Below are 23,668 nucleotides of genomic sequence, written 5' to 3' on the forward strand. Positions count from 1 at the left end.
TTTGGCACGCTGTTGAGTTCTCAAGGAACGGTCGCTTCCTTTGTACTCACCCTTTCGGGCTTTCCTCCGGGCGCTTCCCTTCGGTCTTGCGTTTCCGACTCTATCAGATCTTTTCTCGACCCGATTTCCTCGGTGCTTTCCAGGTTTCCGCTTTCGCGGCTTCCTTTCCGGCGGTTCCGACTTTATCAGAAGTTTCGGGCCGGACTGACCGGCGCTCATTTCCGATTTATCGGGAGGGGCTTCATTGGAATCAAGCGATTCAAGAAGCAGACAGATGCTCACCGTCGCCGGTCCCAGGGCTAGAGCCCATCTCCAGGCAACTGTTCGAATCTACCTCCCCGCACTCGCCGTGTCAACGGCTCCTGTGGGGCGAAGAGGAGACTAGCAGCTGAACGGAGGTGGTCGCACATCCGGCGGTCGGGGGGACGATCAAGCGGCCGTGGGGACGGTCGCGCTGCGTTCCGCCGCCTCGACGTCACCGGTCTCCCCCGCGCGTGCCGCACGGCCGCCCAGTACCCAGACGTAGGCGAGGAAGGCCAGTTCGGCGACGACTCCGATGGTGATGCGGGCCCAGGCCGGAAGGCCGGACGGGGTGACGAAGCCTTCGATGGCGCCGGAGACGAAGAGGACCAGCGCGAGGCCGATGGCCATGCCGATCGCGGCCCGGCCTTCTTCCGCGAGGGCGATGCGCCGGGTACGCGGGCCCGGGTCGATGAGGGTCCAGCCGAGACGCAGGCCGGTGCCGGCGGCGACGAAGACCGCGGTCAGCTCGAGGAGGCCGTGCGGGAGGACCAGGCCTAGGAACGTGTCGAGTCGGCCGGCCGAGGACATCAGGCCGAAGCCGATTCCGAGGTTGAGCATGTTCTGAAAGAGGATCCAGATGACCGGCAGTCCGAGGAAGACGCCCAGGATCAGGCAGAGCGCTGCGGCCCAGGCGTTGTTCGTCCACACCTGTGCGGCGAAGCTGGCTGCCGGGTGGCTGGAGTAGTACGTCTCGTACTGGCCGCCTGGGCGGGTCAGCTCCCGGAGTTCGCTGGGGGCCGCGATCGAGGCCTGTACCTCGGGATGGGTGCCGATCCACCAGCCCAGAAGGGCCGCGACGGCCGTGGAGAGGAGTGCGGTGGGCACCCACCAGCGGCGCGACTTGTAGACGGCGGCGGGGAAACCGTGAGCGAGGAAGCGGGTCACGTCGCGCCAGGACGCGCGCCGGGTGCCTGTCACGGCACTGCGCGCGCGTGCCACGAGTTGGCTGAGCCGACCGGTCAGCTGGGGGTCGGGGGCACTGGACTGGATGAGCGAGAGGTGCGTGGCAGCACGCTGGTAGAGGGCGACGAGTTCGTCGGCTTCCGTTCCGTTGAGGCGCCGCTGGCGGCGGAGCAGCGCTTCGAGGCGATCCCACTCCGCTCGGTGGGCGGAGACGAAGACGTCGAGGTCCATCGGTGTGCCTGCTCCTCGGCTGTTCGTCGGCGGCTCGTCGTGGATCAGCTTGTCGTACTGCGGCGCGATGCGCCCTCAGCTTGGCAGACTGGCCCTGTCGGGGGCAGGGCAGGGAAGGGCGGCGGGCGTGAGTGAGCTGGTGACGGGCGAGGCTGTGGCGTTGGAGCTGCGCCCCGCGAGGCTGCCCAGCAGGGCGCTGGCCGTGCTGCTGGATCTGGTGGCGGCCGTGGCGGTCTACGTCGCCGTGACCGTCGCCCTGGTCGCTTCCACCGCGTCCCTGGACGAGGCGGCGCAGACCGCGCTGTCGATCGCGTCGTTCGTTCTGGTGCTGGTGGGCGTGCCGATCGCGGTGGAGACCCTCAGTCACGGGCGGTCGCTCGGGAAGCTGGCGTGCGGTCTGCGGGTGGTGCGTGACGACGGTGGGCCGATCCGGTTCCGGCACGCGCTCGTGCGGGGTCTGATCGGGGTGATCGAGATCCTGATGACCTTCGGGGTCGTCGCCTGTATCGCTTCGTTCGTGTCGGCGCGCGGGCGGCGGCTGGGGGATGTGTTCGCTGGGACCCTGGTCGTGCGGGAGCGGGTCCCGGTGACGCGGACCGGGTTCGTGCCGCCCCCGCCGCCGTGGCTGGCGGGGCGGTTCTCGCAGCTCGATCTGTCGGCCGTGCCGGACGGGCTGTGGCTGGCCGTCCGGCAGTACCTGACGCGGATGCAGCAGCTCGATCCGCAGGTGGGCTGGTCGATGGCGCAGCGGCTGGCGTCCGACCTCGCGGAACGGACCGGGGCTCCGGTGCCGCAGGGAGTTCCGCCGGCGGCCTATCTGGCGGCCGTGGTGCAGGAGCGGCAGGCGCGGGAAGCTCGGCGGGCCTTCGGGAGCGAATCGGGTGCGGCTCCGGCTTCCCCGCCCCCCGCCGGACCGGCTGCGGCAGCGGGTGGACCGGCACCGGTCGATGAACCGGCGTCGTCCGTGGGGCCGGCGTCGTCCGGTGGAGCGGCCGGGGTCGGCGGATCACCGGTCTTCGGTGCAGCGGCCGGGTCCGGCGGATCGGCCGCCTCCGCGGCTCGCTCATCCCGGCCCGACGGGCCGTCCGAGGGGCCCGAGGTGGCCGGCGGGCAGCGTCCGCGTACCGGGTTCGTGCCGCCTGCCTAGCGCAGGGCGTGACCGCCGTGGCGCGGGCCGCCCCTCAGTCGAACCGCGACGGTGGTGAGTCGAGGTCCTCCAGCTCGATGCCGGGGGCCGCGAGCACCACGTCGCCGGCGATGTGCACGGCGTACTGCTCGCCCGTGTCCAGGGCCGTGACCTGGTATTCGTCCACGGTCAGCGGGCCGTTGTCAGTGGCGTGTGCTTCTCTTTTCAGCAAGGTCCACGACTGGTCCACGGTGCGCGGGGCGAGGACCGGATCCGTGAAGGCGACGAGGCGTACGCGAGTGGCGGCCGAGGGGGTGAGGCGCAGGAGACGGGCGGTGGCGACGAGGAACGCCGGGGAGGTGCCGGTGAAGGCGTGGGCGCGCACATTGCCTTCGGTGGCCTCGGTTCCGGTGGGGTCGGTGCGGACCCAGGTGACGCCGTCGAGAGCGGCGCCGCGGACCTGCCAGGCGGCGGCGTGGAGTTCCAGGCGCAGGGGGCGGCCGAGTTCGTCCAGGGTGAGGTCGACGGAGCCGTGGTGATCGCCCGAGGGGGTGGTCAGGCTGGAGACGTAGCGCCAGCCGGAGGGGCCGGGGGCGCACTGGAAGTGTTCTTCTGCGAGGGGGGTGTGATCGTGCGGATCGTGGAGCGAATAACGGCCGCGGGGCATGGGGGTCCTGGGTCCTGACGGGCTGGGCCGGTCACCGGCCGGCGAACGCCGGTCGGCCGGAACGCCGGTCGGCCGGAACGGGGCAGGCCCCCCGGCACGGGGGTGCGGGGGGCCTGCCTCAGAAGTCCGACCGGTGGCTGACCGACCGGCAGCGGTGCTGCTGGGCTCAGTAGCGGTAGTGGTCCGGCTTGTAGGGGCCTTCGACCTTCACGCCGATGTACTCGGCCTGCTCGGGGCGGAGCGTGGTCAGCTTCACGCCGAGCGCGTCCAGGTGGAGGCGGGCGACCTTCTCGTCGAGGTGCTTGGGCAGCACGTAGACGCCGGTCGGGTACTCGTCGGGCTTGGTGAACAGCTCGATCTGGGCCAGGGTCTGGTCCGCGAAGGAGTTGGACATCACGAACGACGGGTGGCCGGTGGCGTTGCCCAGGTTCAGCAGGCGGCCCTCGGACAGGACGATGATCACCTTGCCGTCGGGGAAGGTCCAGGTGTGGACCTGCGGCTTGACCTCGTCCTTGACGATGCCGGGGATCTTCGCGAGGCCGGCCATGTCGATCTCGTTGTCGAAGTGGCCGATGTTGCCCACGATGGCCTGGTGCTTCATCTTGGCCATGTCCGAGGCCATGATGATGTCCTTGTTGCCGGTCGTGGTGATGAAGATGTCGGCCTTGTCGACGACCTCGTCGAGGGTCGTGACCTGGTAGCCGTCCATCGCGGCCTGGAGGGCGCAGATCGGGTCGATCTCGGTGACGATCACGCGGGCGCCCTGTCCGCGCAGGGACTCCGCGCAGCCCTTGCCCACGTCGCCGTAGCCGCAGACGACCGCGGTCTTGCCGCCGATGAGGACGTCGGTGGCGCGGTTGATGCCGTCGATGAGCGAGTGGCGGCAGCCGTACTTGTTGTCGAACTTCGACTTGGTGACGGCGTCGTTGACGTTGATCGCCGGGAACAGGAGGGTGCCGTCGCGCTGCATCTCGTACAGGCGGTGGACGCCGGTCGTGGTCTCCTCGGTGACACCGCGGATCTCGGAGGAGAGCTGGGTCCACTTCTGGGGGTTCTCGCCCAGGGTGCGGGTCAGCAGCTCCAGGATGACGCGGTGCTCGTCGGACTCGGCGGTGTCGGGCGAGGGGACCTTGCCGTCCTTCTCGTACTCGACGCCCTTGTGGACGAGGAGGGTGGCGTCACCGCCGTCGTCCAGGATCATGTTGGGGCCGCCGGTGGGGCTGTCCGGCCAGGTCAGCGCCTGCTCGGTGCACCACCAGTACTCCTCCAGGGTCTCGCCCTTCCAGGCGAAGACCGGGACGCCCTGCGGGTTGTCGGGCGTGCCGTTCGGGCCGACGGCGATGGCCGCGGCGGCGTGGTCCTGGGTGGAGAAGATGTTGCAGGAGGCCCAGCGGACCTGGGCGCCGAGGGCGACCAGGGTCTCGATGAGGACGGCGGTCTGCACGGTCATGTGCAGGGAGCCGGTGACACGGGCGCCGGCGAGGGGCTGCGCCTCGGCGTACTCCTTGCGGATCGCCATCAGGCCGGGCATCTCGTGCTCGGCGAGGGTGATCTCCTTGCGGCCGAACTCGGCCAGGGAGAGGTCGGCGACCTTGAAGTCCTGTCGGTTCTCGACAGTCGTCATTGCGAGCTGCTCCTCGGGTTGGGTCGAGGTGGGTACGGCTGGTCTGCGCGGCGGCGGACACAGGGGTGCCCGAAAGAGGACACAGGCATGCCCGCGTACACGCAGCGCAGTCCGTCGGAGGCCCTCTCTCCCTCGGCCGGTCCCCGGTGGGACCGCCCGACCGCCATCAGCAGCGACGTCTGGCTCCGTCCCAAGCTACACCGGGGGCGGGGGCGAACCCCAGTCCGCCCGGGAACACATCGAGCCGATCATCGGGCCGGGCATGGGGCACGGCCGGGACGGCGGCGGGGCCCGCCGGGTGGTCCGGCGGGCCCCGTGGGCGCGGATGCGGGTGGTCAGTGGGCCGCGGGGGCCGGGCCTCCGGGGGAGGCCTCGGGGTCGGGACCCTTGGCGGCTTCGGCCTCGCTGAAGATGTCCGGCTCCAGGTAGATCACGCGGGCGATCGGGACGGCCTCGCGGATGCGGGCCTCGGCGGCGTCGATGGCGGAGGCGATCTCGGTGGCCGTGTCGTCGTGCCGGACGGCGATCTTGGCGGCGACGAGGAGCTCCTCGGGGCCGAGGTGGAGCGTGCGCATGTGGATGATGCGGGTGACGGTGTCGCCGTCGACGACGGCGGCCTCGATCTTCCGGGTCTCCTCGGCGCCGGCGGACTCGCCGAGCAGGAGCGACTTGGTCTCGGCGGCGAGGACGAGGGCGATCAGGATGAGCAGGACGCCGATGCAGAGGGTGCCGATGCCGTCCCAGACGGCGTCACCGGTGAGCAGGGCCAGGCCGACGCCGCCGAGGGCGAGGATCAGGCCGACGAGCGCGCCGAGGTCCTCCAGCAGGACGACCGGGAGCTCGGGGGCCTTGGCGTGGCGGACGAACTCCTTCCAGGAGCGCTTGCCGCGCAGGGTGTTGGACTCCTTGATGGCCGTACGGAAGGAGAAGGTCTCGGCGATGATCGCGAAGACCAGGACGCCGACCGGCCAGTACCAGTGCGTCAGCTCGTGCGGGTGCTTGATCTTCTCGTAGCCCTCGTAGAGGGCGAACATGCCGCCGACCGAGAAGAGGACGATGGAGACGAGGAAGGCGTAGATGTAGCGCTCGCGGCCGTAGCCGAAGGGGTGTTGCGGGGTGGCCTCGCGCTTGGCCTTCTTGCCGCCGACCAGGAGCAGCGCCTGGTTCCCGGAGTCGGCGAGCGAGTGCACGGACTCGGCGAGCATCGACGACGAGTTGCTGAAGATGAACGCCACGAACTTCGCTACCGCGATCGCGAGGTTCGCGGCCAGTGCCGCCACGATCGCCTTGGTGCCGCCTGACGCGCTCATATGTTCGCGATGTCCCTTCGTACGCCGTGTGTTCCGGGCCGGGACGCCGCGTGTGCGGCGTCCGTGGCTTTGCCCGTGCTTGACGGTGGGCCATTGTTGCAGCCCGTTCCGGCCGCGGTGTCTCAGGTCACCAGCACGGGGGGCGTCGAAACGGTCAGGCGATGACGGTGGCCCGGAAAAGCGTTCCCGTTCCGGACACTTCGGCCTTTTCGCCGGCCGGGACGAAGACGGAGGCGCCGGGGGTCAGGTCGTGCTCGCCCGCGCGGACCGTGCCGGCCGTGCAGAGCAGGATCTGCGGGGTCGGGCGGGTGAGGTCGTGGGCGGCGCCGGCCTCGGGCAGCACGTAGCGGGAGAGGCGGAACTCGTCGATGGGCGTCTCGTAGACCTCCTCGCCGTCGGGGGCGGCCTCGGGGCGCAGGACGCCCGGGTCGGCGGCGTGGAAGCGGACGATGCGCAGCAGTTCGGGGACGTCGACGTGCTTGGGGGTCAGGCCGCAGCGCAGGACGTTGTCGGAGTTGGCCATGATCTCCACGCCGAGGCCGCTGAGGTAGGCGTGCGGGACGCCGGCGCCGAGGTAGAGGGCCTCGCCGGGCTGGAGCCGGACGTGGTTGAGCAGCATCGCGGCGATGACGCCGGGGTCGCCCGGGTAGTGGTGGGCGATTTCGGCGTAGGGGGCGTAGGCGCCGCCGATGCGGTCGCAGGCGGCGGCCGCCTCCTCGACCGTGCGGGTCATCTCCTCGCGGTCGGCGGTGAGGATCGCGGTGAGGACCTCGCGCAGGGCGGCATCCTCGGGGTGGGCGTGGAGCAGGTCGACGTAGGGCTTGAGGGAGTCGACGCCGAGGTCGTCGAGCAGCCCGGCGGCCTCCAGCGGGGCGCGGAAGCCGCACAGGCCGTCGAAGGGGGTGAGGGCGCAGATCAGCTCGGGCTTGTGGTTGGCGTCCTTGTAGTTGCGGTGCGGGGCGTCGACGGGGATGCCGCGGCGCTCCTCGTCCGCGTAGCCCTCCTTGGCCTGCGCCAGGTCGGGGTGGACCTGGAGGGAGAGCGGGGCTCCGGCGGCGAGGAGCTTGAGGAGGAACGGCAGGCGGGGGCCGAACTTCGCGACGGCGGCCGGGCCGAGTTCCTTCTCGGGGTCGGCGTCGATGACCTCGACGAGCGTGCCCCGCCCGGTGCGCGAGGGCGCGCCGGGATGGGCGCCCATCCACATCTCCGCCTGCGGCTCACCGGTCGGTTCGACGCCGAGCAGCTCCGGGATGGCGGTCGGGGAACCCCAGGCGTAGGGGCGGATGGTGTTGTCGAGGCGGTCCATGGGGTTCTCTCTGGGTGTGCGGGCGGGCGCGTCAGGGTGTCCCGGGCAAGATCAGGCCCTCGAAGCGAGCGCCAGGTAAACCGCGGCGAAATCCGTGATGGCGATCAGTTCCGCGAGGGTCTCCAGCTCGCCGCCCTCCTCCGGTTCCAGTTCGCTGATCGGGGTGTCGTGGCTGAGGGCGAGGTCGCGGGCGCCGGGGGCGGCGGTGAGGCCGCCGATGGGGCGGTCGCGCAGGAGCACCACGCGCGCGTGCAGGGCGGGGGGTTCCTCGACGCGGTCGCGGAAGAAGTCGTCGGGGTCGGCGCTGGCGGCCAGGGGTCCGGCGAGCAGGGCGCTGTGCGCGGCGAGGGCCTCGGGGAGTTCGGCGACGACCGCGGGGGTGCCGGACAGTTCGGCGAGCGCGGCGGCGAACCGGCGGCCCGCGGGGCCGGCCGAGACGCCCTCGGTCCACACGACGGGGAGCGCGTCGGCGAGTTCGGAGGCCAGGGTCTTGGCGGGGTTGCTGTAGGTGGCGATGGCGGGGCCGCAGCGTTCGGCGACGCGGTCGAGGCGGTCGGCGACCTTGGCGAGGGCGTCCGGCGGGGCGGCGAGCACGCCCGTGCGGTCCAGCAGCGCGAGGAGCGGGGTGAGCAGGGCCCACAGCACGCCCGGCGCGGACGCCGCGAACGGCTCCTCCTGGTCGTAGGGGGCGGTCGCCATGGGCACGAACAGGCCGTGCGCGCCGCTCACGGCGTCGGCGAGCGGGGAACGGCCGGGGGCCACGGCCACGACCGCGCAGCCGCGGCGGTAGGCCTGTTCGGCGAGGAGGGACAGGCCCGGTTCGGTGCCGTCGGGGGTGGTGATCAGCAGGAGGTCGACCGAGCCGGCCCAGCCGGGCAGTTCCCAGCGCAGGGCGCCCGCGGCGGGGGCGACGCCGGTGGGGGCGAGGCGGGTGACGGGGCTGCCGGCACCGGCGAGGGTGCCGAGGAGGTCGGCCGCGTGCGTGGCGGCGGCACCGGGGCCGGCGATGAGGACCGCGCGGGGGCGCCCGTCGGGCTTGAGGTCGTTGACGCCGGCCTCGGCCGAGTGGCGGGCGGCCGTGCGCACGCGGGCACCGGCTTCCGCGGCGCCGCGCAGCAGGCCGCGGTGGTCGGCCTCGGCGAGGCCCTCCGGGGAGTCGAGCAGCGATTCGTCGAGCATGAGCGGCAGCCTCCGGTGGCCGGGGTCCGTGGTGCGGGTGTCGTCCTACGTCGGTGCCCGGTGGGCCGGGAGGTATGTGCCCCCGGGGTGGCGCGGGCGCCGGCTACGCGGGGCGGCGGGCCTCGTCGACGAGCAGCACGGGGATGCCGTCGCGCACCGGGTAGGCCAGGCCGCACTGCGTGTCGGTGCAGATCAGCTCGGTGTCCTGCTCCTTGAGGGGGGCGTGGCAGGCCGGGCAGGCGAGGATCTCGAGGAGGCCGGATTCGAGGGGCATGTGGGTTCCTTCGAGGTGCGGGAGGGTCGTGCCTGGTCAGGTTACCGCCGGTGGGGCGGGGGCCTCAGCCCCTGATGATCGCCAGTACCTCGTCGCGCACGCGGGCCATCGTGGCCGCGTCCCTCGCCTCCGCGTTCAGGCGCAGCAGGGGCTCGGTGTTCGACGGGCGGACGTTGAACCACCAGTCGGCGGCGGAGACGGTGAGACCGTCGAGCTCGTCGAGGGTGACGCCGTCGCGGCCCTCGTAGGCCGTGCGGACCGCGGCGAGGCTGGCCTGCTGGTCGGCGACGGTGGAGTTGATCTCACCGGAGCCGGTGTAGCGGTCGTAGGCGGCGACGAGGGCGGACAGGGTGCCCTCCTGGCCGCCGAGCGCGGCGAGGACGTGCAGGGCGGCGAGCATGCCCGTGTCGGCGTTCCAGAAGTCGCGGAAGTAGTAGTGGGCGGAGTGCTCGCCGCCGAAGATCGCGCCGCTGCGGGCCATCTCGGCCTTGATGAAGGAGTGGCCGACGCGGGTGCGCACCGGGGTGCCGCCGTTCTCCTCGACGACCTCGGGGACGGACCAGGACGTGATCAGGTTGTGGATGATCGTGCCCTTGCCGCCGTGCCGGGCCAGTTCGCGGGAGGCGACCAGGGCGGTGATGGCCGACGGGGAGACGGGCTCGCCGCGCTCGTCGACGACGAAGCAGCGGTCGGCGTCGCCGTCGAAGGCCAGGCCCAGGTCGGCGCCCTCCTCGCGGACCCGCTTCTGCAGGTCGACGAGGTTGGCCGGGTCGAGGGGGTTGGCCTCGTGGTTGGGGAAGGTGCCGTCCAGCTCGAAGTACATCGGCACCAGGGTCAGGGGCAGGCCGGCGAAGACCTCGGGGACGGTGTGCCCGCCCATGCCGTTGCCCGCGTCGACGACGACCTTCAGGGGGCGGACGGAGGTCAGGTCGACGAGCGAGCGCAGGTGGGCCGCGTAGTCCGACAACGTGTCGCGGGCGCTGATCGTGCCCGTGGTCGCGGCGGCCTCGGGGGCGCCCGTGTCGCTCCAGCGCTCGACCAGTTCGCGGATCTCGGCGAGGCCGGTGTCCTGGCCGACGGGGGCGGCGCCCGCGCGGCACATCTTGATGCCGTTGTACTGCGCCGGGTTGTGCGAGGCGGTGAACATGGCGCCCGGCAGGTTCAGCGCGCCGGAGGCGTAGTAGAGCTGGTCCGTCGAGCAGAGGCCGATCTCGGTCACGTCGGCGCCCTGGGCGGCGGCCCCGCGCGCGAAGGCCCGTGACAGGCCCGGCGAGGAGGGCCGCATGTCGTGCCCGGTGGCGATCGCGCTCGCGCCGGTGACCCGCACGAAGGCCGCCCCGAAGAGCTCGGCCAGGGACTCGTCCCACTGGTCGGGGACGACCCCGCGTACGTCGTACGCCTTGACGACCTGCGACAGATCAGCAGCCACGCCCCGCCTCTTCCTGGAAAGTCCTATCGGTCGGTCCAAACTACCCGCACCCGCTCACGCTCCGCCGGGCGGTCGCCGAGTCGACTCACGGCCGTAATCTCAGGTCAGGGCAGCATCCAGCCCAGCACGGGGGTGCTCTGGCCGACCACGATCAGGCACATCACCAGCAGCAGGCCCAGGCTCCACGGCAGCACCTTGCGCAGCAGGTCGCCCTCCCGGCCCGCGAGTCCGACGGCCGCGCAGGCGATGGTGAGGTTCTGCGGGGAGATCATCTTGCCGAGGACGCCGCCTGAGCTGTTGGCGGCGGCCAGCAGGTCGGGCGGGAGTCCGGACTCGCGGGCGGCGGTCACCTGGAGGGCGCCGAAGAGGGCGTTGGCGGAGGTGTCCGAGCCGGTGACGGCGACGCCGAACCAGCCGAGGACGGGTGACAGGAAGGCCAGTCCGGCTCCGGCGGCCGCCACGCAGTGGCCGATCGTGGCCGCCTGCCCGGAGAGGTTCATGACGTAGGCGAGGGCGAGGACGGACGTCACCGTCAGGATGGCGAAGCGCAGTTCGTGGACGGTCGCGAGCCATTCCTTCACCGCCACGCGCGCGTGGACGCCGAGGACGGCGGCCGTGGCGATCCCCGCGAGCAGGACGAGGGTGCCGCCGGTGGAGGCGAGGGGCCAGGTGAAGACGTTGCCCGCGACCGGTTCGCCGTCGGGTCCCGCCACGTTCAGGAAGGGCCAGTCGTGGGTGCGGGTGGCCCGGGCGAGCCGGTCCTTGACGGCCGGGATCTGGGCGACGGAGAAGAGGGCGACGATCAGCGCGTAGGGGGCGTAGGCGCACAGGACCTCGCGGGGCGGGTCCTCCTGGTCCAGTTCGTCGCTGCGGACGCCGGTCAGCACGGAGGCGCGCACGGACGCGGCGGCGGGCACGCGCGCGCGGGGAACGGCGGCCAGGGCTCCGGCGCCGGCCAGGGCGGCGCCGATGTCGGCGAGTTGGGCGGAGACGTAGGTGGAGGCGGCGAACTGGGCGACGGCGAAGGCGACTCCGCAGGCCAGGGCCGGCACCCAGGTCTCGCGCAGCCCGCGCCGGCCGTCCACCAGCCAGACCAGCACCAGGGGCACCACGAGGGCCAGCAGCGGCGTCTGACGGCCCACCACGGACGCCACCGAGTCGAGCGGCAGTCCCGTCACCTGGGCGAGGGTGACGACCGGGGTGCCCATGGCGCCGAAGGCCACGGGCGCGGTGTTGGCGACCAGGGCGACGACGGCGGCGCGCACGGGTTCGAAGCCGAGGGCGACCAGCATGACCGCGCTGATCGCGACGGGCGCGCCGAATCCGGCGAGCGCCTCCAGCAGGGCCCCGAAGCAGAAGGCGACGACGAGGGCCTGGATGCGCGGGTCGTCGGAGAGCCGGCCGAAGGACCGGCGCAGGATGTCGAAGTGCCGGGTGCGGACGGTCATCCGGTACACCCACAGGGCGTTGACCACGATCCACAGGATGGGGAAGAGCCCGAAGGCGGCTCCCTGGGCTCCGCCGGAGAGGGCCTGGCCGAGCGGCATGCCGTAGGCGAGCCGGGCGACGAGGACGGCCGCGAGCAGGCCGGTCAGGCCCGCCAGGTGCGCCTTCATCCGCACGCCCCCGAGCAGGACCAGGACGATCACCAGGGGCAGGGCCGCCACCAGGGCGGACAGGCCGAGCGAGCCGGCGACGGGATCCAGTTCCTGGACGTACACGGGCGCCTCCCCGGGTTTCCGTCATGCGAAAGCGATTTCTCGCGACCTCAGAACGGAATGGTCATGTCCGCGCCAATGCGACGTCAATGGGGCGCGTGCGGAGGGAAAGGGAGACCGAAAAGCGGACGGACCGGGAAGCCGGGTCAGTTGTCGGGCGAACGCAGGACCCGCAGGTGCCCTCGCCGGGCGACCTCCATCGGGTCGGCGGCACGACCGCCGCCACCCGCTCCGGCCGCCCGTTCCTGGGGACGGGCCGCCTCGCGCACCGCGTTCGCAAGCGCTTCCAGGTCGTCGCCGCTCGGGCGGGCCGGGGCCGAGCCGTCGAGCAGCCGGACGACCTCCCAGCCGCGCGGGGCGGTGAGGCGCTCGGAGTGCTCGGCGCACAGGTCGTAGCAGTGGGGTTCGGCGTAGGTGGCGAGCGGGCCGAGGACCGCGGTCGAGTCGGCGTAGACGTACGTCAGCGTCGCGACGGCGGGACGGCCGCAGGCGGTGCGCGAACAGCGACGTACAGGGCTCACGACGTTGGACGGTACCGCACTCTTGAGCGGGCCGCGACGACTCTCCACCAGGTCACTCCACCGTGTCGTGCTGTGAGACGTCCCACACCCCCTTTCGGGGGCACCTTTCTGACCTGCCCGGACACTCTCGCCCGAGAGGTCGGACGGCCCCGCAAGCGATCAAGAGTCGCCATAAAACGCTCATTTACCGTGAGGTCGCCGGTCTAGGCGAGATACGGAATCGAGCCCAACCTTGGCTTGAATGGTCATGTAACGACATGCCAGGCGGGTCGGCTTGAAGCCGTCCGTGCGCCCGTGCGGTGCCCGGCGCCCGGGCCCCGCGGGGACTACCCTTCACCAGTGATGGACAAGCCCGTAACGCCCCGTGCCGCCGCCCCCGGGCCCCGCCGCCGTGATCGTCACGGCCGGGGCATGCGCGGCCCGATCGCACCCCCGCAGGTGCCGCTCGCCGCCAGCCGCGCGGACGCGTTCGCGGATCTGGTGCAGGACTCCGTGGAACGCCTGGAGCGACGGTGGCCGCAGCTCGCCGACATCGACTTCCTGGTGCTGGAGGTGCCCCGGCTCGACGGGCCCGGCCAGGCCTGGCACGACGAGCCGGTTCCGCTCGGCGGCACGATCAGCGCGCGCGAGGGGCGCCCCGCGCGCGTGGTGGTGTACCGGCGGCCGGTCGAGATCCGCACCAAGGGCCGCGACGAGCGGGCCGCGCTGGTGCACGAGGTCGTCGTCGAGCAGGTCGCCGAGCTGCTCGGGCTCACACCGGAGACGGTCGATCCGCGCTACGGCGAGGACCAGGGCTGAACCGGCCGCGCTACCTCTGCAGCACCGACAGGTCCTCGTCCGCGTCCGGCACGGCCACCGTCCCCCGGTCGTCGGGCAGGGTCTGCACGGTGAACGCCGGGACGCCGCCGTCCGTCACCGTCAGGGTGCGCGCGCCGTAGACCGGGCCGCCCGAGACCGGCTCGACCGTGAGGGCGTACGTGCCCTTCAGGCCGGCGGGGACCGGGGGCTCGATGTCCTGGGTGGTGCCGGCCTTGATCGTGTACGTCTTCGACACCGGCGTGCCGCCCTCGCTGCCCGCCGAGGCGGTGACCTTGACCGTGGCCGCGGGGCCCGGAGCGGTCAGGGACAGGGTGCCGCCCTTCTCCCGGTTGTCGGCGGACGTCGCGCGCGTGCCGACGGGGCGGGTCGCCGGGATGAACGCCGACTCCTGCTTGCCCTCCTTGCCGCGCACCACCTGGACGGCCGCCACCACCGGCACGGACCGGTCCGTCGGCGTCAGCACCAGCGAGCCTGCCTCGCCGCGGGTGACGTCACCGAGGTCGACGGCCGCCGTCATGCCTCCTTTGACGTGCACGGTCTCGTTCCCGGCCGGGGTGATCAGGCCGGAGGGGGAGGCCAGGCGCACCTTGAGGTCCGCGTCGGCGTCACCGGGGGCGAAGGCGACCAGCCGCACGGAGGTGGCGTCCTTGGGGATGCCGGGCAGCACCAGGCTGCCCGACGGGTCGGCGGACGCGGCCAGCCAGTCGCCGCCGATCCTGTCGTCCAGGGCCTGCACGGCGGCGCCGACCCGTCCGCTGCGGACGTTGACGTGGACGGTGAGGCCGGGCTGCTCCTCGTCGGTGAGCGTGGACAGCAGGACCGGCTCGCTGGAGTGCGGCTTGATCGTCAGGTCCTCCCCCACCTCCGACTTCAGGGCGCCGTCCTTGCCGTAGAGCTCGATGTCGACGACGGCGGCCGAGTCGTCGGGGTTCGTCAGGTGGACGTAGTCGGTGCGGTCGGCCGCCGTGCTGACGCCCGGGAACCAGAAGTTGGTGTCGGGCGCCGTGCAGTTGACGCCCTGCAGACCGCGCCCGGTCCCCGCGGCGACTTCGGTGGTCTCCTGGACGGTCCAGCCGGGGGCGAAGCGGCCGTCCGCGGTGCCGACCAGCGCGGGCGCCTCCGCGCCGGAGCTGTCCCCGGTGACGGGCTTGCCGGGCTCCTTCGCTCTCAGCACGGGCTTCCCGGCCTGTGCGCCGTCCTGCTTCCCGCCGGACCGGTCCTCCTCCTTGCCCGCGGCCGGGCCGTCCGCCGACTGCCGGGCGGCTGACAGGAGTGCGGCCTCGCCGCCGCTGCCCGTGCCCTTCGTGACGGGCGTGAAGGACGTGTAGGACGTCTCCGCGATGTCGGACATGCTGGGCGCCGGGCACAGCACGCTCGTGCGCTCCACGGGAAGTTGGGCCGCCGCCTCGGCGCCGGCCCGCGCGTCCGGGGCGTCCGGCTGGGTCAGCGCGGCGAAGCCGGTGACGGCGGCGAGCGCGGTCGTGCCGGCGATCAGGGACAGGGTGGTGCGGTTCACTGCTGGCTCCCGTCGGGACGCTCACTGCCCGTGCCGTGGGGGTGGTGCTGCTGCGCCGGGTCGTACGGCGTGCCGTAGCCCTGGTAGGCCTGGTCGTAGCCCTGCTGCTCGTGGCCCTGCTGGTCGTACGACGGGGTCTGGTGCCCGCCGTACGCGTAGGGGTCGTACTGGCCGCCCTGGTACGGATCGGCCTGGTACTGCTGCCCGTAGGCGTCGGCCGGGTACGGCGCGGCGTTCTGGTACTGGTCGCCGTAGCCGGCGTACTCGCCGCCCGGCTGGCCGGCGGGGTCCCACTGGCCGTGGTTCTGCCGGGGGAGGCTCGCGGGGGCCTGGCCGGGCTGCGGGGGCGGGAACTCCTCGGGCTCCGGGGCGCCTTCCGCCCCGGCTTCCGCCTGGGCGCGCAGGCGGCGGGCGCGGCGGCCTTCGCCGGCGACGGGCTGTGCGGGTACGGCGGGCTCCTCGGGCAGGTCGTCGTCGACGTCGCGGCGCCGGCCGGGCAGGGCGAGCACCACGAGGACGAGGGCGAGCGCGCCCTGTGTCCACAGCCAGGCGGTGTGGCCGATCGGCTCGTCGTAGGTGACGTCCAGCCGGCCGCCGGAGGCGGGGAGCTCGAAGCCCTGGGCCCAGCCGTCGACCGTGGTGGGGGTCAGCGGCTTGCCGTCGAGGGTGGCGGTCCAGGCGTCGGAGGCGGTGTCGGCGAGGCGCAGCACGCGCCCCGCGGAGCCGGCCGGGACCGTGGTGTGGATCTCGACGGGGCCCGCGGCGACGGGCCGGGGCGTGCCCGGGCCGGAGGCGGGGACGAGGGTGGCGCGGGCGACCTCGCGGTCGACCCGCCACAGCGCTCCGCCGCTCTGCTGGCTGAGCCGGGTCAGGCCGGGCGTGGCGTCCAGGACGCGGGTGACCTCGCGGGGCGCGCCCTGGTCGACGAGGACGTAGCGCACGGCGAAGCCGCCGAGCTGGCCGGCCTGGTCGGCGCCGGAGCCGGCGACGAGGTTGGCGACGACCTTGTCGAGCCTGGTGTTCTCGCCGTCGGCCGCGGCGATCTCGCCGTCGCCGAGGCGGACGCCGGAGCCGCGCACCAGCATGTAGCCGACGCGGGCGCCGGAGTCGCTGTCGAGGACGAGGGTGCGGGCCTGGTCGCGGGTGCCGCTCTCCTCGGCGACGAACGCGGGGACCTGGATGGGGTCGCGCCGCTCCAGCGGTCCGTCGGCGCCGCGGATCATCCAGCCGGCGGCGATCAGCAGCGGGCCCGCGGCCGAGGCGAAGGCGATCAGGGCGGCGACCGGCTGGCGCCAGCCGAAGCTCTGCTCGGCCACACGCGCGCGTGCCCCGTCGGCGCCGAGCGCGGCGGCCGCGAGGAGGGCGATGCCGTAGACGAGGGTCGCGGGGCCGGCCCAGGTGGAGCCGTTGGACAGGACCGCGAAGACGTAACCGGTGAGGGCGACCGTCCAGGCCGTCCGGATGCCCGCCTGGCGTTCCGAGCGCAGCAGGGCGGCGAGCGCGGCCAGCACGATGCCGATCAGCATGAGGCCGCTGACGGTGCCGGGGCCGCCCGGGCTGGCGCCGAGCAGGTCGAGGGCGGAGGCCGCCGAGGGGCCGTACTCCAGGCCGGCCTCCCGGAAGAAGCCGAACGGGAGCAGGGTCAGCGACCAGGGCGCGAGGAGCAGCAGAGGGGTGCCGAGCTGGGTCAGGAACCGCAGCCCGTAGGCGGGCAGGTCGGACCGGCGCAGCGCCAGCACCCCGACGCCCAGCAGCAGCGCGATCGGCCACACGATCGGCGTGAACGCCGTGGCGATGGTCAGCAGCAGGGCGTAGGCCCAGGTGGCGCGCCAGCTGCCGCGCGTGCCGGCGGGGCCGGTCAGGCCGCCCGCGGCGATGCCCGCGCGGGCGAGGAGCGGCAGCAGCACGGCCAGTACGGCGGTGCCGATGCGGCCGCCGGCGAGGGCGCCGGTGGCGGCGGGCAGGAAGGCGTAGACGACGGCCGCCCACGCGCGCAGCAGCCGGGACGCGACCAGGGGCCGGGAGGCGAAGTAGGCGGTGAGGCCGGCCAGGGGCACCGAGCAGACGAGCAGGAGCGTGACGGCGAGGCCGGCCGAGCCGAACAGCAGGGACGCCAGCATGGCCACCATCGCCACGTACGGCGGCGCGGCGGAGGTGCCGCCGGCGCCGACGGGATGCCAGGCGTCCAGGTAACGCGCCCACAGTTCGGCGGAGTCGGCCGGGGCGGGCAGCAGCGCGCCGCCCGCGAGGGCACCGCCGCCGAGCAGCGCGCGGCAGGCCACCAGGGAGACCAGCAGCAGCACCAGGAAGAGCACCGGGCCGGGCTTGCGCGCGATGCGCTTGAGCCGGGCGAACTGCTCGATCTCCAGGAAGTCCGCGTCGTCGCCGCCCGGGCCCGACTCGACGGCCCCGCCGTGCCGGCCGGCGCCGGAGGTGACCTCCGGGTCGGAGCTGCCGACGAGGTTGCCCGCGACCTGCTCGACGGTGGCCCGGATGGTCGCGCCGGGCGGCGGGAACAGCTGCCGCAGCTCGCCCTTGTCGATCTGCGGGGCGCCCCGGCGGCGCCGCCCGGCGAGGATCCGCTCGGGCCGCAGCAGCGTGCCCATCAGGCCGCGGATCTCGTCGACGGCCTGCCCGGGGACCTTGCCGACGAGGTAGGCGACGGTCCGCAGCACGGTGCCGAGCACGATCCGCAGCAGCACCCAGGGGAGCACGGCGGTACGGGAGTTGACGAGCAGGGTGTAGACGGCGCCCGCCTTGTCGACCTTGTGCGGGGAGGCGGCCGTGCGGCCCACGCAGTCGACCGTGCGGCGCTCGCGGGAGGCCGCCTCGGCGTGCCTCACGACCGCCTCGGGGGCGATCAGGACCCGGTAGCCGGCCGTGTGGGCGCGCCAGCACAGGTCGACGTCGTCGCGCATGAGGGGCAGGTGGCGGTCGAAGCCGCCGAGCTGCTCGAACACGTCCCGGCGGATCAGCATGCCGGCGGTGGACACCGACAGCACGGGCCGGACGTGGTCGTGCTGGCCCTGGTCCTGCTCGCGGCGGTCCAGGCCGGTCCAGCGGCGGCCGGAGTCGGCGATGGTGACACCGACCTCCAGCAGCTGTCTCCGGTCGTACCAGCCGCGCAGCTTGGGGCCGACGACGGCGACGTCCTCGCGGCCCAGCTCGTACTCGTTGTCCACGACCCGCAGCAGCTGGGCCAGGGCGTCGGGCTCGGGGGCGCAGTCGTCGTGCAGCAGCCACAGCCACTGGACCGGCTCGCCGTACGGCAGCTCGGGCAGGTCGTAGGCGTCGTCGCGCCACGAGCGGGTGACCGGGTCCCAGCCGCTGGGCCGCTTCAGGTAGGGCAGCTCCTCGGGCGTGAGGTGCGGTGCCGTGCGGTCGCACTCCTCGACGGCCTGGCCGAAGCCCGTGCGGCGGGCCAGGTGCAGCACCCGGTCGGCGCCGAGGGCGTCGGTGACCAGCTGGGCGGAGTCGTCCGCGCTGCCGGTGTCGGCTCCCATCGCGTACTGGACGGGCCGCTCCTGGCCGAGCAGTCCGGCGAGCGCGTCGGGCAGCCAGCGCGCGCCGTCGTGGGAGACGAGGACCGCGGTCACCACATGACGCGGGAACTCAGGTGTGGCAGCGCTGTCGTGATGGGCTGCCGAGTGGCTGTGCACGGACATCGAGGTACGGGCCCCGGTTCGGTGGACTGCGGTGGACGCCCGCGACCGGTGGGGGCAGCGGGGCGTCTCGGACGAGCGCCCACACTATCGGCTGCGCAACAAGGGGGCCCGCCGCCTGTGGACAACGCACCTGCGACGGGCCGTTCGCGCTGGGGACCGGGTCAGACGGCCGCCTTCTTCAGCCGGCGGCGCTCCCGCTCGGACAGGCCGCCCCAGATGCCGAAGCGCTCGTCGTTGGCGAGGGCGTACTCGAGGCACTCGGAGCGGACCTCGCAGGCGAGGCAGACCTTCTTGGCCTCCCGGGTCGAGCCGCCCTTCTCGGGGAAGAAGGACTCGGGGTCGGTCTGGGCGCACAGTGCGCGCTCCTGCCAGCCGAGTTCCTCGTCCGCGTCGTCGACCAGCAGTTGCTGCACCGTCTCGGTCATGTGCGCCCCTCGTCTGTCTTTCGCGTCCCCGTGATCTAGCCGTTACCGATTCCGGCTGAACGACACGAGTGAAATTACAAGTGTGCTGCTCCGGGCGAGTCAAGCCGAGATCTGCTATTGAGCCCCTTATTCACTCTGCGGAACCAAGCCCATGCGGAAAGTGTTCAAATCACCATAAAACCTGACACACAGACAGAGCCCCGTAGGGCTCACGCTGTCCGCCGGACCCCTCGCAGACCTCTACGAAGAAGGACGCCCAGGAGTTCGATCCCGTTCCGACGCGCCCCTGGAAGCGAACCGGATCACAGTCGGATCACGAGTGCGCAACGGGGTTTGTCCGCCCGGATGGACGCCATGTGTCCCGGCAAGGCCATGAACAAACCTTTCATCTGAGCGATCGACCGGATGAGGTGAACCTCATCCCACATACCGGGTGCCGAGTTGACAGTGCGGGTGTGAACCGGTGTCCTTGTGGGCATGCTCGCGAACTTGGCATCCACCACGACCCGCACCGCCGGGTCCGTCGGTGCTGCCCGCGCTCGCTGTAGCTGTTGCTGTTCCAGCTGTTGAGCCACACCCGCTCCAGCTGAAGGCCGAGCCACCCGCCCGTCGGCCTCCGTTCCCTCTGACCTTTCTTTCACTGAGGAACCACCACACCCATGAACAGCGACAGCGACCTCCAGATCGCCGGCGACATCCTCGAGGTCACGCACCTGCTCCAGACGCCGCGGGAGCACCCGTCCACCGTCGCCGAGTTCGTCGGCCTCGCCCGCGCCCTCGCCGACGACCGCTCCCAGTGGGAGCACCTCGTGCGCTACGACGCGACCAGCCGCTGGTATCACCGGCTGCGCACCGGCCCGGGCTACGAGGTGTGGCTGCTGTCCTGGGTGCCCGGACAGGGCAGCGGGCTGCACGACCACGGCCGCTCCTCCGGGGTGCTGACCGTGCTGGACGGCACCCTGACCGAGCGCACGGAGCGGGGCACACGCGCCTTGCGGGCGGGCGCGCAGCGCGTGTTCGCGCCGGGGTACGTGCACGAGGTGGTGAACGACGCACTCGAACCGGCCGTGAGTCTGCACGTGTACTACCCGGGGCTCACGGACATGCCGATGCACACGGCTCCGCACTGCGAGGCCCACACCGCGCCGGGTGCCCTCACGGCCTGACCGGTCCGCGTGGCCGGTTGTCCACAGCCGCGCACCGGTTGCCGCGGGGGCCTGCGAGACTGGCTCCCATGCGCATTGTGGTTCTGGCAGGCGGCATCGGTGGTGCCCGGTTCCTGCGTGGTCTGAAGCGGGCCGTGCCGGACGCGGACATCACGGTCATCGGCAACACCGGGGACGACATCCACCTCTTCGGGCTGAAGGTCTGCCCGGACCTCGACACGGTGATGTACACGCTCGGCGGCGGCATCAACGAGGAGCAGGGCTGGGGCCGGGCCGACGAGACCTTCCATCTCAAGGAGGAGCTCGGGGCGTACGGCGTCGGGCCCGAGTGGTTCGGCCTCGGCGACCGGGACTTCGCCACGCACATCGTGCGGACGCAGATGATCGGCGCCGGGTATCCGCTGAGCGCGGTGACGGAGGCCCTGTGCGACCGCTGGCAGCCGGGCGTGCGGCTGATCCCCATGACCGACGACCGGGTCGAGACCCATGTGGCGGTCGAGCTCGACGGCGAGCGCAAGGCGATCCACTTCCAGGAGTACTGGGTGCGCCTGCGCGCCTCGGTGCCCGCCCAGGCGGTCGTGCCGGTCGGTGCCGACCAGGCCAAGCCCGCGCCGGGCGTCCTGGAGGCCATCGCCGAGGCCGACGTGATCCTGTTCCCGCCGTCGAATCCCGTCGTGTCGATCGGGACGATCCTCGCCGTGCCCGGCATCCGGGAGGCGATCGCCGACGCCGGGGTGCCGGTGGTCGGCCTGTCCCCCATCGTCGGCGACGCGCCCGTGCGGGGCATGGCCGACAAGGTGCTGGCCGCGGTGGGCGTGGAGTCGACGGCGACGGCGGTGGCCGAGCACTACGGCTCGGGCCTGCTGGACGGCTGGCTCGTCGACACCGTCGACGCGGGCGCGGTGGAGCGGGTCGAGGCGGCCGGGATCCGCTGCCGGGCCGTGCCGCTGATGATGACCGACACCGACGCGACCGCGCGGATGGCCCGGGAGGCACTGGCCCTGGCGGAGGAGGTGCGCGGGGCGTGAGCGGTGAGGAGCAGCGCGCCGGCGGATACCGGGTGTGGGCCCTGAGCGGGCTGCCCGAGATCACCGCCGGGGACGACCTGGCCAAGCTGATAGCGGCAGCGGAGCCCCGGCTGGCCGACGGGGACGTCCTGCTGGTCACCTCGAAGATCGTGTCCAAGGCCGAGGGCCGGGTCGTCCGGGCGGTGGACCGGGAGGCCGCGATCGACGCGGAGACGGTCCGGGTGGTCGCCCGCCGGGGCAGTCTGCGGATCGTGGAGAACCGGCAGGGCCTGGTCATGGCCGCGGCCGGGGTCGACGCCTCCAACACCCCCGCCGGCACGGTGCTGTTGCTGCCCGAGGACCCGGACGCGTCGGCCCGTGCCATCCGCGCGGGCCTGCGCGACGCCCTCGGCGTCGACGTCGGGGTCGTCGTGACCGACACCTCCGGGCGGCCCTGGCGCGCCGGGCTGACGGACGTCGCGATCGGCGCCGCCGGCGTGCGCGTGCTCGACGATCTGCGCGGCGGCACGGACGCCCACGGCAACCCGCTCAGCGCCACCGTCGTCGCCACGGCCGACGAACTCGCCGCCGCCGGCGACCTCGTCAAGGGCAAGGCGGCCGGGCTGCCCGTCGCCGTGGTGCGCGGACTGCCCCACGTGGTGTCGGAGGACGGCGGAGCGCAGGGAGCGCGGGCCCTGGTGCGCGGCGCCCGCGACGACATGTTCCGTCTCGGCACGTCGGAGGCCGTGCGGCTGGCGGTGACGCAGCGGCGCACGGTCCGGGCCTTCACGGACGAGCCCGTCGACCCCGGTGCCGTACGGCGGGCCGTGGCCGCGGCCGTGACCGCGCCGGCGCCGCACCACACCACGCCGTGGCGGTTCGTGCTGCTGGAGTCGCAGGAGTCGCGGACGCGGCTGCTGGACGCCATGCGGGAGGCGTGGATCGCCGACCTGCGGCGGGACGGCAGGTCGGAGGAGTCGATCGCCAGGCGCGTGCGCCGCGGGGACGTCCTGCGCAACGCGCCCTACCTGGTCGTCCCCTGCCTGGTCATGGACGGTTCGCACACGTACGGGGACGCGCGGCGGGACGGCGCCGAGCGGGAGATGTTCGTCGTCGCCGCGGGTGCCGGCGTGCAGAATCTCCTGGTCGCGCTGGCCGGGGAGCGGCTGGGCTCGGCGTGGGTGTCCTCGACGATGTTCTGCCGGGACGTGGTCCGCGAGGTGCTGGGGCTGCCGGCCGAGTGGGATCCCATGGGCGCGGTGGCGGTGGGGCATCCGGCGGAGCAGCCGCGGCCGCGCGCGGAGCGGGACGCGGAGGCGTTCATCGCGGTGCGCTGACGCGGTGCGGTGAGAGGTCCGTGACAGGTGCCGTGACAGGTGCGGTGAAAGGCACCGTCCGGGCCTACCCTCATAGGGCCCCACTCGGTCGTCCAGGGACGTTCACTCATGGCAGGACGCTTCGCCCCGAGGCCCACGCGTACCACCGTGCGCGGTGGGCATGCCGCCGTGGGCGGGGGCGTGCCGCGGCAGGCGGCGGGGCCCGCGCGGGTGCGCGAGTGGGTGCCGGACGGGCCGCTGGATCTCGGTCTGGTGCTCGGGCCGTTGCGGCGCGGGCCGGGGGATCCGACGTTCCGGGCGATGCCGGACGGGTCGGTGTGGCGGGCCGCTCTGACGCCGGCCGGGCCCGGGACGCTCCGGGTGTCGGCGGCCGGCGGCCGGGTCCGCGGTGAGGCCTGGGGTCCCGGCGCGCAGTGGCTGCTCCAGAGGTTGCCCGAGCTGCTCGGGGCGGCCGACGATCCGTCGGCGTTCGTGCCGCGGCACCGGCTGCTGGCGATGACGCGGCATCGGCGGCCCGGGTTGCGGCTGACGCGGACCGGGCTGGTGCTGGAGTCGCTGATCCCGTCGATCCTGGAGCAGAAGGTCACGACCGACGAGGCGTACCGGGCGTGGCGGCTGCTGGTGCGCGCGTACGGGGAACCGGCGCCGGGGCCCGCGCCCGGGCGGATGTGCGTGATGCCGGCGCCGCGGACCTGGGCGCTGATCCCGTCCTGGGAGTGGCACCGGGCCGGGGTCGACGACAAGCGGGCGTCGACGATCCTGCGCGCCGTCCGGGTCGCCGCGCGGCTGGCGGAGGCCGTGCGGATGGAGCCGGCCGCGGCCCGGGCGCGGCTGGAGCTCGTGCCGGGGGTGGGGCCGTGGACGTCGGCGGAGACGGTGCAGCGCAGTCATGGCGCGGCGGACGAGGTGACCACGGGTGACCTGCATCTGCCGGGGATCGTGGGCTGGGCGCTGGCCGGGGACCGGGACGCGGACGACTCCGTGATGCTGGAGCTGCTGGAGCCGTACGCGGGGCAGCGGCATCGGGCCGCCCGGCTGATCCTGCTGAGCGGGCGGGTGCCGGCGCGGAGGGTGCCGAAGATGCCGCGGTGGGACATCGGGCAGTTGTGAGGGACTGCCCGAGTCCCGGTGCCCGGCGTCGG

Annotated in this window: 19 protein-coding genes; 6 read left to right on the plus strand and 13 right to left on the minus strand. The window is 73.2% G+C overall.

Annotated elements, in window-relative coordinates; genetic code table 11:
• Nucleotides 1-429: 429 nt before the first annotated feature.
• On the minus strand, nt 430-1,437 hold the full coding sequence (locus ACF07N_RS25530) for a stage II sporulation protein M (RefSeq protein ID WP_392117059.1): 1,008 nt from the start codon (nt 1,435-1,437) through the stop codon (nt 430-432).
• 127 nt (nt 1,438-1,564) lie between these two features.
• Here ACF07N_RS25530 and ACF07N_RS25535 point away from each other — a divergent pair, with 127 nt between their 5' ends.
• Entirely contained in the window at nt 1,565-2,584 is a 1,020-nt protein-coding gene (locus ACF07N_RS25535; RefSeq protein ID WP_392117062.1) for an RDD family protein, read from the plus strand.
• A 34-nt stretch (nt 2,585-2,618) separates the two neighbouring features.
• On the opposite strand, the gene ACF07N_RS25540 is transcribed toward ACF07N_RS25535, so the two are convergent.
• The 9 genes from ACF07N_RS25540 to ACF07N_RS25580 all read right to left on the minus strand — a co-directional run bounded on the left by ACF07N_RS25540 (nt 2,619) and on the right by ACF07N_RS25580 (nt 12,639).
• Nucleotides 2,619-3,230 (minus strand): hypothetical protein, encoded by a 612-nt coding sequence (locus ACF07N_RS25540; protein ID WP_392117065.1) that lies wholly within the window; start codon nt 3,228-3,230, stop codon nt 2,619-2,621.
• 166 nt (nt 3,231-3,396) lie between these two features.
• A complete protein-coding gene (gene ahcY, locus ACF07N_RS25545; protein WP_190053809.1) occupies nt 3,397-4,854 on the minus strand; it encodes an adenosylhomocysteinase in 1,458 nt (485 codons plus the stop codon).
• A gap of 335 nt (nt 4,855-5,189) precedes the next feature.
• Complete coding sequence (locus ACF07N_RS25550) at nt 5,190-6,164, minus strand: cation diffusion facilitator family transporter (protein ID WP_392117068.1); 975 nt, start codon at nt 6,162-6,164, stop codon at nt 5,190-5,192.
• Between the two features lie 154 nt (nt 6,165-6,318).
• Nucleotides 6,319-7,470, minus strand: a complete 1,152-nt coding sequence (gene manA, locus ACF07N_RS25555) for a mannose-6-phosphate isomerase, class I (protein WP_392117071.1) — start codon at nt 7,468-7,470, stop codon at nt 6,319-6,321.
• 51 nt (nt 7,471-7,521) lie between these two features.
• A complete protein-coding gene (locus tag ACF07N_RS25560) occupies nt 7,522-8,649 on the minus strand; it encodes an SIS domain-containing protein (protein ID WP_392117073.1) in 1,128 nt (375 codons plus the stop codon).
• 103 nt (nt 8,650-8,752) lie between these two features.
• A complete protein-coding gene (locus ACF07N_RS25565; RefSeq protein ID WP_383330225.1) occupies nt 8,753-8,923 on the minus strand; it encodes a Trm112 family protein in 171 nt (56 codons plus the stop codon).
• Between the two features lie 64 nt (nt 8,924-8,987).
• A complete protein-coding gene (locus ACF07N_RS25570; RefSeq protein ID WP_392117076.1) occupies nt 8,988-10,352 on the minus strand; it encodes a phosphomannomutase/phosphoglucomutase in 1,365 nt (454 codons plus the stop codon).
• Between the two features lie 104 nt (nt 10,353-10,456).
• On the minus strand, nt 10,457-12,073 hold the full coding sequence (locus ACF07N_RS25575; protein WP_392117079.1) for an L-lactate permease: 1,617 nt from the start codon (nt 12,071-12,073) through the stop codon (nt 10,457-10,459).
• A gap of 143 nt (nt 12,074-12,216) precedes the next feature.
• Entirely contained in the window at nt 12,217-12,639 is a 423-nt protein-coding gene (locus ACF07N_RS25580) for a DUF3499 domain-containing protein (protein ID WP_010034669.1), read from the minus strand.
• A 294-nt stretch (nt 12,640-12,933) separates the two neighbouring features.
• On the opposite strand from ACF07N_RS25580, the gene ACF07N_RS25585 reads away from it, so the two are divergent.
• Nucleotides 12,934-13,389 (plus strand): metallopeptidase family protein, encoded by a 456-nt coding sequence (locus tag ACF07N_RS25585; protein WP_383330218.1) that lies wholly within the window; start codon nt 12,934-12,936, stop codon nt 13,387-13,389.
• 10 nt (nt 13,390-13,399) lie between these two features.
• Here the strand turns inward: ACF07N_RS25585 and ACF07N_RS25590 are convergent, their stop codons facing one another.
• From ACF07N_RS25590 to ACF07N_RS25600, 3 genes are all read right to left on the minus strand, one after another.
• Nucleotides 13,400-14,926, minus strand: coding sequence for a DUF5719 family protein (locus ACF07N_RS25590; protein WP_392117083.1), 1,527 nt, complete (start codon nt 14,924-14,926; stop codon nt 13,400-13,402).
• The gene (locus ACF07N_RS25595; RefSeq protein WP_392117086.1) at nt 14,923-18,591 is read right to left on the minus strand and encodes a glycosyltransferase family 2 protein; all 3,669 of its coding nucleotides are present in this window, start codon (nt 18,589-18,591) and stop codon (nt 14,923-14,925) included. Before ACF07N_RS25595 ends, ACF07N_RS25590 begins: the two co-directional genes overlap by 4 nt.
• Before the next feature lie 161 nt (nt 18,592-18,752).
• Nucleotides 18,753-19,016 (minus strand): WhiB family transcriptional regulator, encoded by a 264-nt coding sequence (locus ACF07N_RS25600; protein ID WP_010034659.1) that lies wholly within the window; start codon nt 19,014-19,016, stop codon nt 18,753-18,755.
• A 659-nt stretch (nt 19,017-19,675) separates the two neighbouring features.
• Between ACF07N_RS25600 and ACF07N_RS25605 the strand changes: the two genes are divergently transcribed.
• The 4 genes from ACF07N_RS25605 to ACF07N_RS25620 all read left to right on the plus strand — a co-directional run bounded on the left by ACF07N_RS25605 (nt 19,676) and on the right by ACF07N_RS25620 (nt 23,636).
• Complete coding sequence (locus tag ACF07N_RS25605; protein WP_383330208.1) at nt 19,676-20,182, plus strand: cysteine dioxygenase; 507 nt, start codon at nt 19,676-19,678, stop codon at nt 20,180-20,182.
• Between the two features lie 68 nt (nt 20,183-20,250).
• Nucleotides 20,251-21,210 carry a 2-phospho-L-lactate transferase gene (gene cofD / locus ACF07N_RS25610; RefSeq protein WP_383330205.1) on the plus strand — a complete coding sequence of 320 codons (960 nt, stop codon included), beginning with the start codon at nt 20,251-20,253 and terminating at the stop codon, nt 21,208-21,210.
• Nucleotides 21,207-22,526, plus strand: a complete 1,320-nt coding sequence (locus tag ACF07N_RS25615; RefSeq protein WP_392117091.1) for a coenzyme F420-0:L-glutamate ligase — start codon at nt 21,207-21,209, stop codon at nt 22,524-22,526. Before cofD ends, ACF07N_RS25615 begins: the two co-directional genes overlap by 4 nt.
• Before the next feature lie 108 nt (nt 22,527-22,634).
• Nucleotides 22,635-23,636 (plus strand): DNA-3-methyladenine glycosylase family protein, encoded by a 1,002-nt coding sequence (locus tag ACF07N_RS25620; protein ID WP_392117094.1) that lies wholly within the window; start codon nt 22,635-22,637, stop codon nt 23,634-23,636.
• The last annotated feature ends 32 nt before the right edge of the window (nt 23,637-23,668 follow it).

This window comes from Streptomyces sp. NPDC015242 (assembly GCF_043079125.1).
Classification (GTDB): Bacteria; Actinomycetota; Actinomycetes; order Streptomycetales; family Streptomycetaceae; genus Streptomyces.